The sequence below is a fragment of the Vulcanococcus sp. genome (genome assembly GCF_044369115.1).
GTDB lineage: Bacteria > Cyanobacteriota > Cyanobacteriia > PCC-6307 > Cyanobiaceae > Vulcanococcus.
This window is the reverse complement of the sequence record NZ_JBIPMN010000098.1, coordinates 1-9785: the sequence shown is the minus strand read 5'-3', so window position 1 is coordinate 9785 and position 9785 is coordinate 1. Positions and strand designations below refer to the sequence as shown.

The window sequence follows — 9785 nt, the reverse complement described above, 5'->3', positions numbered from 1 at the left end:
CCCGCCCCCCCCCCCCCCCCCCCCCCCCCCCCCCCCCCCGCGCCCCCCCCCCCCCCCCCCCCGCCCCCCCCCCCCCCCCCCCACGAGTGCAGTTCTCAAACAGGCAGAAGCTCCCCCTCAGGGAAGCTCCAGTGCCGCATGGGGGAAGACATCAGCTGTGAACCGCTCAAGGGTTCACAGCCAGCGAGCCGTTGCTTAGCCTTCCTCGTCGTCGTAACCGCCGCGCTGGTCGTTAGCGCCGTGGCGACCTTCATTGATGGCATCGGCAAGACGGCCGAGCACCAATTGCACCGAACGCACAGCGTCGTCGTTGCAGGGGATGGGCACGTCGCAGAGGTCGGGATCGCAGTTCGTATCGAGCATCGACACCAGGGGAATATCGAGCTTGCGGGCCTCGAGCACGGCGTTGGTCTCACGGCGCTGATCCACAAGAACCACCACGTCGGGCAGACGACGCATGTTCTTCAGACCGCCCAGGTACTTCTGCAGACGCTCAAGCTCACGGCGCAGAACGGCGGCTTCCTTCTTGGGACGCATGGCGATGGCGCCGGAGGCCTCCATGCGCTCGAGGTCCTTGAGGCGGTCGATGCGGGCACGCATCGTGGTCCAGTTGGTGAGCATGCCGCCCAGCCAGCGCTGGTTCACGTAAGCCGCACCACAGCGGGTGGCTTCGATGGCAATTACCTCGGAGGCCTGCTTTTTGGTGCCCACAAACAGGAAGCGCTTGCCGCTGCGTGCAGCACTGCGCACCCACTTGTAGGCGTTGTTCATGCAGACAGCGGTCTGCACGAGATCGATGATGTGAACGCCGTTGCGCGCGCAATAGATGTAGCGCGACATCTTGGGGTTCCAACGGCGCGTTTGGTGCCCGAAGTGGGCACCCGCCTCCATCATTTCGGCGAGAGTGACAACAGCCATGAGTTGAGGGTTTCGGGTTCGCCTCCACCTGCCAGGGACTCCGCGAACGGGTCACCCGAAACATGCAGGTGTGCGGTGTAAATGAACCCCATGACACTACCAAATGGCAGTGCTGCACGTCGCTCAGGCCAGGCCCTCGGCGCGCGCCTCGCGGTAGAGCGCCCGCACACCGATGCGGTTGAGGGGGAGCCGCAGCAGCTCCATCGCCAGGCCCGGCTGTCCGCGGCGAATCAACCAGGCCAGCAGGGGCCGCAGGCTGCGCTCATTCAGCAGGCCACCGAGGGTGAGCAGCTCCCACAACAGCCGGTGCAGAACGGTGAACTGAATGATGAAACGCACCCGCCGTGTGGGGTGCTTCCGGTAGAACACGAGGCCCATTTTGGCCCGCTCTCCCTCGACAGCGATCAATCGGGGCACCTGCTCGAGGCTCAGGGCCGGATGCCAGTGGTAACCGACCGCTTCCGGGCAGCGCACCAGCACCACCCCCATGCGCCGCAACCGTTCGCCGAGCTCCAGGTCTTCCCAGCCGTAGAGGCGGAAGCGGATATCGAACAGGCCACTGCGCTCCAGCACCTCGCGATCAATCGCCACGTTGCCTGTGGCGAAGTAGGCCCAGGAGAGATCGCTGAGCTTGTGGGGCTCGCTGGTGGGATCGTCGAAATTGGCAGTGTTGATCACCGCGCCATAGGTGAAGCAGAGCCGATCGCCGCGCTGCTGCCAGGTCTGCTCCAAGCGGCGCGCATGACTGATCAGAAAGCTCTCCGTGACCACCAGGTCACTGTCGATGAACACGATCACATCCCCGCGGGCGTGATCCACGCCCCGGTTGCGACCTTCCGCCGGCCCGCCATGGTCTTGCTGAACCAGGCGCACGTGCGGAAAGGCGTGGCCGTTGCGCAGCAGCCAGTTCACCGTGTCGTCGGTGGAGCCGTCGTCGACAACGACCACCTCATAGGCACTGATCGGTGCCTCCAGCTCCTGGTGCTCCAGCGCCCGCAGACACTTCTCCAGGATCGGCAGCCGGTTGTAGGTGGGGATGACGATGCTGAGGAACATGGCGCGGCGGAGGGGTCAGGCCAGATGGGGGCTGGAGCAGTGACAAAAAAGGGGACCCCGCAGGATCCCCAGCTGACGCTTTCGTGTGAAACGGTCAGTCGGCAGCGCCACCGTTGTTGGCTGTTCCGGTCACGCCGTTGCCTGCACCTTCACCGCGGCCGTCGTTGCGGAGCTTGCGCTTCTTGAATTTGCGGGCGTAGGCGCGGTTGCGCTCCTGCTTTTCTTTCTTGAGGTTGCGGCGTTTGGCCATCGAGACGGCTGGAACTTTGGGGTAAACACCACATTACTGAATGACGTTCAACCGCTGGTGAGCAAACCCAACGGTTCAGCTTCGCTGAGCTGACCATCCTCCATCCGCACCAAGCGATCGGCGATATCGAGGATGCGCGGGTCGTGGGTGACCATCAACACCGCACATCCCTGGTCGCGGGCCAGGCGCTGCAGCAGTTCCACCACTTCACGCCCCGTTTTGGAATCCAGCGCCGCCGTGGGCTCATCCGCCAGCAGCAGGCGCGGCCGCGCGGCCAAGGCACGGGCAATGGCCACCCGTTGCTTCTGGCCGCCCGAGAGATCGTGGGGCAATTTGTTGAGTTGATCACCGAGGCCCACGGCGCGCAGCCACTCGCGCGACTGATCGCGACGGGCGCGGTAGCTCAACCGCGGCAGCAGATCCGATCCCATCTGCACGTTCTGCTCCGCCGTTAGACAACGCAGCAGGTTGTGGCCCTGAAAAATCATTCCGATCGAGCGCCGCAACTGCTGTCGTTCGCGGCGACCGGCCCCCTGTAGATCTTGTCCGAGGACCCGCACCGATCCCTGCTGCACCTGCCGCAGGGCACCAACGAGGGTGAGCAAGGTGGTTTTGCCGCAGCCAGAAGGACCTGTTAGCAGCACCACCTCACCGGCAGCCACCTGCAGGTTCACGCCCTGCAGCACCTGACGCCGCATGCTGCCGCTGCCATACCAATGGCAGAGATCGTGAACATCAATCGCAGCGGCAGCAGCCATGGTGCTCAGAAGATCTCGGCGGGATCGGCATCCGCCAGGCGCCGCATGGCCAGGCCAGCGGAGGCCATGCACATCACCAGGATCATGGTGAACACGGTCACCGCGCGGGAAGTGTCCATGTACACCGGCAGCTGGGTGGCATTGCGAACTAGGAGATAGAGCCCCTGGCCGGCGGCATAGGCAGGCAGGTAGCCAAAAGCCGCCAGCAGCAGGCCTTCGCGTGCCACCACGCCAAGCAGGCTGATCAGTTTGTATCCCATCGCCATCAAAGTGGCGTATTCCGGTAGGTGATCACTCACATCGGAATAGAGCACCTGATACACGATCACGCAGCCCACCACGAAGCCCATGGCGGCACCCAAGGTGAAGATGAAGCCGATGGAGGTGCTTGTGCGCCAGTAGTTCTGCTCGAAGTCGATGAAACCTTGCTTGGTGAGCACGGTCACATCGCTCGGCAACTGCGCCTGAAGCCGCTTGGCCACCGCCTCAGGGTCACTGCCCGCCTTTAAGCGGATCAGCCCCACCTCAATGCTGCCCGGGGGGGTGTTAGGCAATAACTCGAGATACGTTTCAGAGCTGGTGAGCAGGTTGCCGTCGGCGCCAAACGAGGTGCCTAGGCCCACTAAGCCGGCCACCCGCACGCGCTTGCCAGCAATCTCGCTCTCCACGGTGCGACCGGCCTTGAACCATGACGCCACCGGGCCGAATTCCGGCCTGGATTGCTCATCGAACAGCACCCGGCCCTTCTGGGTGAGCAAACGGGCTTTCGGCGCCAGGGTCGGATCGGTGAACAGAGGATCGTTGGGCTCAAAGCCGAGGGTGAGGATTGAACGCGTGCCTCGGGTTTCGGGGTTGCGCCAGAGCAGCAGGTTCCAGTGCACCGGCGTGATCCCTGCCACCTCCGGTGCGGCCATCGCCTGCACCAGCCGGCGCTTGGGGAACCCAGCCATGCTCACCGAGCTGGTGGAGCGCGGGCTGATCAGCACAAGATCGGCATCAAACAGCCGGTGGATGGTGACGCTGGCATCAAACAGTCCGTCACGGAACCCCAGCTGCATGAACATCAGGATTCCCGCGAAGCTGATGCCGGCCAGTGCCACCGCAAGCCTTACGGGTTGACGGGTGAGCAGCAGCAACGACAGAGGGATACCACGGCGCTGCCAGAGGTCAGCCAGCCAGCCTTGAACCCCCAGGGGCTGAGCGCGCACAGGCTCCTGGATCACGGGGTGAAGCGGGCGATCACCTTCAGACCAGCCAGATCGCGCACCTGTGCCGCATCAGCCGGATCCAGGGCCAAGCGCACTTCCACCACGCGCGCATCGGCGTCGCCAGTGGGGTCGGTGGAGAGCACCGCCCGCTGGCGCACCTGGGGTGAAATCCGGATCACGCGTGCCTGGAGGCTGCCGCTGAATCCACCGTTTTCACTCACAAGCGACACCATTTGGCCCTGCTTCACGCGGTTGATATCGCTTTCGTACACCTCTGCCACGGCTTCCATCTGATCGCCGGCACCAAGCTCCAGCACGCCGTCATTGGCGGGGCGCTCTCCAGGACGACTGTGAATCTTGAGCACGGTGCCCGCCAGGGGAGCACGCAGTTCGCTGTCGGCCAAGTCCACCTGCAGGCCCTGGCGCTGGGCCACGGCTTCCCGCCACTGGCCCTGAAGCTTCACGAGCTCATCTTTTTTTTCTTCGAGAAGCACCATGGCTGCCGCACCGGAGCTGGCCGCGCTCTGATAGCGCTCTATCTCGCGGTTCTGCAGGCGGATTTGCCCCTGCAGGCTGGCGATCCGGGCCTGGAGCGCTGCCAGATCGGCCAGCAGTTTGGGGCGGCTGTCAAAGGTGGCCAGCAGTTGGCCCTGCTTCACCCGCTGGCCCTCTTCCACAGCGAGGCTGAGCAGCCGTGGACTGCCCCCCATGGCACTGGTGGGAGCCGCCAGACGGCGCACATCACCGGCGGGACGCAACGTTCCCAAGGCGGACACAGCTTCAAGCCGCGGCGCCGTGGCCGCAGCCGGAACCGGAGCAGAAGCTTTGGGGGTGGAGCGGCGGGACACAGCCACCGCCAGCACAACAACCAGCAGGGTGCTGCCGGCAATCAGCCAAGAACGACGCATCAGGCCAGAGGCAGCGGATCGTCGAAGAGCAGCTCCTCGATGTAGCGATCCGCCCAGAGAGGATTGAAGGCCTTCTCCAGCACTCGCCTGGTCTTGTCGTTGCGCTTCTGCTGCCGGCAATAGGAGTGCTGACCTTCGTGCCTTTTCACGGTATCCGGGTGATCGATCGGCTGCGGTTGCGCGGCCCGGCATGCCGCGCTGAGCACCTGGAGAAAGTCGCCCACGACACCGATGAACTGCTGCTCCTCCTCCTGATTGGCTGGGCGAACGAAGCGCACATAGGGAGAAAAGATCGTGCCCCACTCCGGCAGCTCACGCTCCTGGCTGAAGCTGCGCTTGGGCAACGCGGCCAACCCCTGGGCCACGGCATCCGGCAGCGCACCGCTGACGGGCGAGAGATCCACGATTGCGGCCGACACCACACCGCGGCCCGCCACGATGTCTGCACCGAACACCGGCAGGTCGTAGCGGGGATCGGGGAAATACACGCAGTGGAGGATCTGCAATCCAGCCCCCAGGCGTGCCGTCTCGAGGTGGAGCTTGCGCAGGCCCTGGCACTGGCGCAGCTCATTGCGAATGAACAGCGCTTCGCCATCGAGGCTGCCGCTGATCGCCTCCAGCTCCGGATCCACAGCCAGTGGCTGCAGGCCAGGCAACTGATGCCAGCTCTGGCGGATCTGCTCCGCCAGTGCATCCACCAGCGGATGAATTCCCAAGGCGGCTGAACTCATCGGTGGTCCTGGGAAACAGGCTGCTGATCCTGACAGCAGAATGAGGGTTCAGACACAGCGCTCGATCCGTTGCCCGCGTTGCCCGGTCTATCGACCCCGCCCCTGCCGGACCCGCGGCGCCACCAGCTCAAGAACGGCGTGAGCCTGGTGCAGATCGAACTGCCCGAGGCGCCAGTGGTATGCCTCGACCTCTGGTGCCGCGCCGGGAGTGCCTGTGAAAGCGATGCTGAATTGGGCTTGGCGCACTTCCTCGAGCACATGGTGTTCAAGGGAAGCGAGAAGCTCGACGCCGGAGAGTTCGACCTGAAGGTGGAAGCCCTGGGTGGCAACAGCAATGCCGCCACCGGTTTCGATGATGTGCATTACCACGTACTGATCCCGCCACAGGCAGCACCTGAGGCGCTGGATCTGCTGCTGGATCTGGTGCTGCATCCACGCCTCGATGCAGGCGATTTTGCGATGGAGCGCCAAGTGGTGCTCGAAGAGCTCGCCCAGAGTGAAGACCAACCGGAAGAGGTGGCGTTCCAGGAGCTGTTGCGGCAGGCCTGCGGCAGCCATCCGTATGGGCAGCCGATCCTGGGGTTGCGTGAGGCCCTGGAGGCCCACACCCCCGAAGCAATGGCCGGCTTCCACCGGCGGCACTACCGGGCTGATCGCTGCTGCCTCTCCGTGGCCGGGCCACTGGCAGGGCTGGAGCTGGAGATGCGCTTAAACCAATCACCCCTGGCTGCGCTCAAGCCCTCGGAGCCGCTGGCGGCAGTGCCCGAGTTGCAGCTGAAGCCGGGCCGCGATCAGATCGAACTGGCGCGGCTGGAAGCGGCGCGGCTGCTGATGGCCTGGCAGCTGCCGGGTGCTGCCGATCAAGACAGCGTGATGGGCGGCGATCTGCTCACCACCCTGCTGGCGGAGGGTCGGCGCAGCCGCCTGGTGGAGCAGCTGCGCGAACGTCTGCGCCTGGTGGAAAGCATCGATCTCGACCTGAACGTGTTCGAGTCGGGCTGCCTGGTGCTACTCGAAGCGGTGTGCGAACCCGAGCAGCTGCCGGCGGTGGAACAGCAGGTGCGCCAGGTGTTGCTGGAGCTCATCGAGCATGCACCCAAGCCGGCGGAGCTGGATCGGGCCAAACGCCTGGTGGGGAATGGCTACCGCTTCAGCCTGGAGGTCGCCGGCTCGGTGGCCGCCATGGTGGGCAATAGCCAGCTGTGGGGCAGGCGCCACAACCTGCAGCGCCCGCTGGAATGGCTCGAGGGGTGGAACAGCGAGCGGCTCAGCCGGGAGGTGATTCCATTGCTGCATCCCGATCTGGCCTTCTGTCTGCAGGCGGTGCCGGCATGAAGGAAAGCGCAGTTCAGCAGCGGGTGCTGCCTGGTGGATGCCCGCTCTTGCTGATGGATCGGCCGGGGGCAGGGATTCTTTCGGCCAAGTTGTGGATGCGGGGAGGCAGCAGCGGCGATCGCAGCGGCCAGCGCGGTGCCGCACAGCTGCTGGCCGGCGTGTTGAGCCGCGGCTGCGGCGATCTCAGCGGTGATGCCCTTGCTGACTTGGTGGAGGGGTGCGGTGCCGGGCTGCGCTGTGAAGCGTCGGAAGACGGCACCTTGATCAGCCTCAAGTGCGCCAGCAGTGATGCCGAAGCCCTGCTGCCGCTGCTCCTACAGATGGTGAGGCGGCCATGGCTAGTGGACGACCAGATTGATCTGGAGCGTCAGCTCAATCTGCAAACACTGCAGCGGCAGAAGGAAGACCCGTTCCAACTCGCCCACGACCAGCTGCGTGGCCTGCTCTACGGCAATGGGCCTTACGGCCACGATGCCCTTGGGGTTGAAGCCGACCTCAAAGCGATCGGCCGGCCTGAGCTGGAGCTACTGGCGCGCAGCTATGGCCGTTCAGGGGCAGTGCTGGTGCTAGCGGGTGAACTGCCCGCCGAAGCCGAGCCGTGGCTGCTCTCAGGCCTGAGCGACGAGGCATGGCCCTGTAGCGCGCCGCAGCGCAAGTCAGGCCCAGCAGGCCTGAAGCAGCCAAAGCTGGCCTGCAGCAACGACGACACCGAGCAACTGGTGCTGATGCTCGGGGCCAGCACCACGCCGCTGGGAGCACCCCATGCGCTGGCCCTAAGGCTGCTCCACTGCCACCTGGGGGTGGGTATGTCGAGCCGGCTGTTTGTGGCGCTGCGGGAGGAGCACGGCCTCGCCTACGACGTGGGCGTGCACTACCCAGCACGGCTCGGAGATGCGCCCTTTGTGTTTCATCTCTCCACCAGCAGTGATCGAGCGGCAGAGGCAACCCGCGAGCTGCTGAGCGAATGGCAACGGCTGCTCGATCAGGCGATCAGCGCCGCCGATCTGGAGCTGGCCCTGGCCAAGTTCCGGGGTCAGGAAGCGCTTGGCCGGCAAACCAGCAGCCAGATCGCCGATCGCCATGCCCTGGTGCTTGGCCATGGCCTGCCCTTTGATTTCGCCGATCGCAGCCTGCGGGATGCTGCCGAGCTTGCGCCTGAACAGCTGCTGGAGGCAGCACGGGAGCTGCTAGCCCAGCCAAGTCTCAGCCTGTGTGGCCCCTCAGCAGCGCTGAAGCAGGCGGAAGCGGTGTGGTGCGCTCACAGCCTCAGTGACAAGCTCAATGACAGCCTCAGTGGCGCTGCTAAGAACTGACGGCCTCCAGCTGCCGGGCTTCGAGCAAGAAGGTGCCCCGGCGGAAACGCACCGCCAACTGCTCAAGGGCCCGTAAGCCCACCACCTCACCTTCTTCCAGCGCATCCACCAGATCAGGCGGACGCAGCATCGGCATCGGATCGGCGCTCTTGAGATACGAGGGGAGCTCGCGCAGGCGTACTCGGCTGCCCACAGCGAACGGCACAGCCGGAGATGCATGGTCGGTCATGGCGACACATTCGCTTGCAAGACCACCACTCTCCTGCAGGATGGGGCCAGCGACCGGCCCTTCGTGCGAGCCCTCACCAACTGGAGCGGTGCCATCGCAGGCCTCTTGCTGATCGTGTGTGGCGGTTTGGTGCAGGCGGCCCTTCCCGGGCTGGGGCCCACTGGATTCAGCCTGATCCCGCTGCCAATCACCCTGCAGGTGCCGGCCCTGCTGCTCACCGCTCTGGTGTGCGGCGCCCGCTCCGCCATGTTGGCGGGTGTGGCCTACATCAGCCTTGGACTTTTTCAACTGCCGGTGTTCCAGGCCGGTGGCGGGGTGACCTACCTGCTCGACCCCGGCTTTGGCTATCTCGCCGGCTTCCTGCCCGCGGCGTGGCTCACGGGCCGTCTGGCCCGCCAAAATGGCATGGACAACCTGCTGAGCCTCACCGGCGCCGCCATGCTCGGGCTGCTGGTGCTCCAGCTCTGCGGCCTGGCCAATCTGTTGCTTGGGGGCCTGGTGGGCCGATGGAACGGCGCCCTGCCCCAACTCCTGATCAGCTACAGCTTTGGCCCCCTCGTGCCGCAGCTGCTGCTGTGTTGCGCGGTGGCCGTGCTGGCCCTGGGCTTGCGGCGTGTGCTGCTGCTGCAGTCATGATCCGGCCGGTTTATCTCATCGCCCTGGCCGTGGTGGTGAGCGATCAACTCAGCAAGCTCGTGGCTCTGCAGCAGCTCAGCGGGCGCGGCGTTCAACCCTTGCTCCCAGGCCTGCTGCAACAGCGGCTTGTGTTCAACACCGGTGCGGCGTTCAGCATGTTGGAGGGCAATGCGTTTGGCCTTGGTCTGGTGAGTGCGGCCGTGGCCGTAGGCCTGGTGCTCTGGATTCAAACCAGCGGGGCCCTCAGCCGCTGGCAGAGCCTTGGCCTGGGGCTGCTGCTCGGTGGAGCGATCGGCAACGGGCTTGATCGCTGGCGGCTCGGCAGCGTGGTGGATTTTCTGGAATTCGTGCCGGTGCAGTTTCCCGTGTTCAACCTGGCGGACACCGCGATCAATCTGGCGGTGGTCTGCCTGCTGATCGATCTGCTTCGCCGCCAGGATGGG

At 65.1% G+C, this 9785-nt stretch carries 12 protein-coding genes; 4 read left to right on the top strand and 8 right to left on the bottom strand.

Annotation, left to right across the window (positions count from 1 at the left end):
* Positions 1-195: 195 nt before the first annotated feature.
* The 7 genes from rpsB to ACIQ2E_RS08830 all read right to left on the bottom strand — a co-directional run bounded on the left by rpsB (position 196) and on the right by ACIQ2E_RS08830 (position 5829).
* Positions 196-918 carry a 30S ribosomal protein S2 gene (gene rpsB, locus ACIQ2E_RS08860; protein WP_296366500.1) on the bottom strand — a complete coding sequence of 241 codons (723 nt, stop codon included), beginning with the start codon at positions 916-918 and terminating at the stop codon, positions 196-198.
* Between the two features lie 123 nt (positions 919-1041).
* A complete protein-coding gene (locus ACIQ2E_RS08855) occupies positions 1042-1974 on the bottom strand; it encodes a glycosyltransferase family 2 protein (protein WP_398329116.1) in 933 nt (310 codons plus the stop codon).
* A 94-nt stretch (positions 1975-2068) separates the two neighbouring features.
* Positions 2069-2224, bottom strand: coding sequence for a hypothetical protein (locus ACIQ2E_RS08850; RefSeq protein WP_006171625.1), 156 nt, complete (start codon positions 2222-2224; stop codon positions 2069-2071).
* A 47-nt stretch (positions 2225-2271) separates the two neighbouring features.
* Positions 2272-2982 (bottom strand): DevA family ABC transporter ATP-binding protein, encoded by a 711-nt coding sequence (locus ACIQ2E_RS08845; RefSeq protein WP_398329113.1) that lies wholly within the window; start codon positions 2980-2982, stop codon positions 2272-2274.
* Between the two features lie 5 nt (positions 2983-2987).
* Positions 2988-4157 carry an ABC transporter permease DevC gene (gene devC / locus ACIQ2E_RS08840; RefSeq protein WP_398329120.1) on the bottom strand — a complete coding sequence of 390 codons (1170 nt, stop codon included), beginning with the start codon at positions 4155-4157 and terminating at the stop codon, positions 2988-2990.
* 44 nt (positions 4158-4201) lie between these two features.
* Positions 4202-5098, bottom strand: a complete 897-nt coding sequence (locus ACIQ2E_RS08835; protein ID WP_398329111.1) for an HlyD family efflux transporter periplasmic adaptor subunit — start codon at positions 5096-5098, stop codon at positions 4202-4204.
* Positions 5098-5829: a phycocyanobilin:ferredoxin oxidoreductase gene (locus ACIQ2E_RS08830; protein ID WP_398329108.1), complete on the bottom strand. Its 732-nt coding sequence runs from the start codon at positions 5827-5829 to the stop codon at positions 5098-5100. Before ACIQ2E_RS08830 ends, ACIQ2E_RS08835 begins: the two co-directional genes overlap by 1 nt.
* A 69-nt stretch (positions 5830-5898) precedes the next feature.
* On the opposite strand from ACIQ2E_RS08830, the gene ACIQ2E_RS08825 reads away from it, so the two are divergent.
* Both ACIQ2E_RS08825 and ACIQ2E_RS08820 read left to right on the top strand, forming a co-directional pair.
* Positions 5899-7164 (top strand): M16 family metallopeptidase, encoded by a 1266-nt coding sequence (locus tag ACIQ2E_RS08825; protein ID WP_398329105.1) that lies wholly within the window; start codon positions 5899-5901, stop codon positions 7162-7164.
* Positions 7161-8477: a M16 family metallopeptidase gene (locus tag ACIQ2E_RS08820; RefSeq protein ID WP_398329102.1), complete on the top strand. Its 1317-nt coding sequence runs from the start codon at positions 7161-7163 to the stop codon at positions 8475-8477. The genes ACIQ2E_RS08825 and ACIQ2E_RS08820 overlap by 4 nt, the downstream gene beginning before the upstream one ends.
* On the opposite strand, the gene ACIQ2E_RS08815 is transcribed toward ACIQ2E_RS08820, so the two are convergent.
* Positions 8467-8706, bottom strand: coding sequence for a DUF3148 domain-containing protein (locus tag ACIQ2E_RS08815; protein ID WP_398329099.1), 240 nt, complete (start codon positions 8704-8706; stop codon positions 8467-8469). The genes ACIQ2E_RS08820 and ACIQ2E_RS08815 overlap by 11 nt on opposite strands.
* 63 nt (positions 8707-8769) lie before the next feature.
* On the opposite strand from ACIQ2E_RS08815, the gene ACIQ2E_RS08810 reads away from it, so the two are divergent.
* Both ACIQ2E_RS08810 and lspA read left to right on the top strand, forming a co-directional pair.
* On the top strand, positions 8770-9342 hold the full coding sequence (locus tag ACIQ2E_RS08810; protein ID WP_398329096.1) for a biotin transporter BioY: 573 nt from the start codon (positions 8770-8772) through the stop codon (positions 9340-9342).
* The coding region (gene lspA, locus ACIQ2E_RS08805; protein WP_398329093.1) for a signal peptidase II at positions 9339-9785 on the top strand (447 nt) is incomplete at its 3' end. The genes ACIQ2E_RS08810 and lspA, both read left to right, overlap by 4 nt.

Excerpts from the sequence above, each read along its gene's own strand:
- rpsB (WP_296366500.1), bottom strand. The coding sequence starts at position 918 with ATGGCTGTTGTCACTCTCGCCGAAATGATGGAGGCGGGTGCCCACTTC.
- ACIQ2E_RS08855 (WP_398329116.1), bottom strand. The coding sequence starts at position 1,974 with ATGTTCCTCAGCATCGTCATCCCCACCTACAACCGGCTGCCGATCCTG.
- ACIQ2E_RS08850 (WP_006171625.1), bottom strand. The coding sequence starts at position 2,224 with ATGGCCAAACGCCGCAACCTCAAGAAAGAAAAGCAGGAGCGCAACCGC.
- ACIQ2E_RS08845 (WP_398329113.1), bottom strand. The coding sequence starts at position 2,982 with ATGGCTGCTGCCGCTGCGATTGATGTTCACGATCTCTGCCATTGGTAT.
- ACIQ2E_RS08835 (WP_398329111.1), bottom strand. The coding sequence starts at position 5,098 with ATGCGTCGTTCTTGGCTGATTGCCGGCAGCACCCTGCTGGTTGTTGTG.
- ACIQ2E_RS08830 (WP_398329108.1), bottom strand. The coding sequence starts at position 5,829 with ATGAGTTCAGCCGCCTTGGGAATTCATCCGCTGGTGGATGCACTGGCG.
- ACIQ2E_RS08820 (WP_398329102.1), top strand. The coding sequence starts at position 7,161 with ATGAAGGAAAGCGCAGTTCAGCAGCGGGTGCTGCCTGGTGGATGCCCG.
- ACIQ2E_RS08815 (WP_398329099.1), bottom strand. The coding sequence starts at position 8,706 with ATGACCGACCATGCATCTCCGGCTGTGCCGTTCGCTGTGGGCAGCCGA.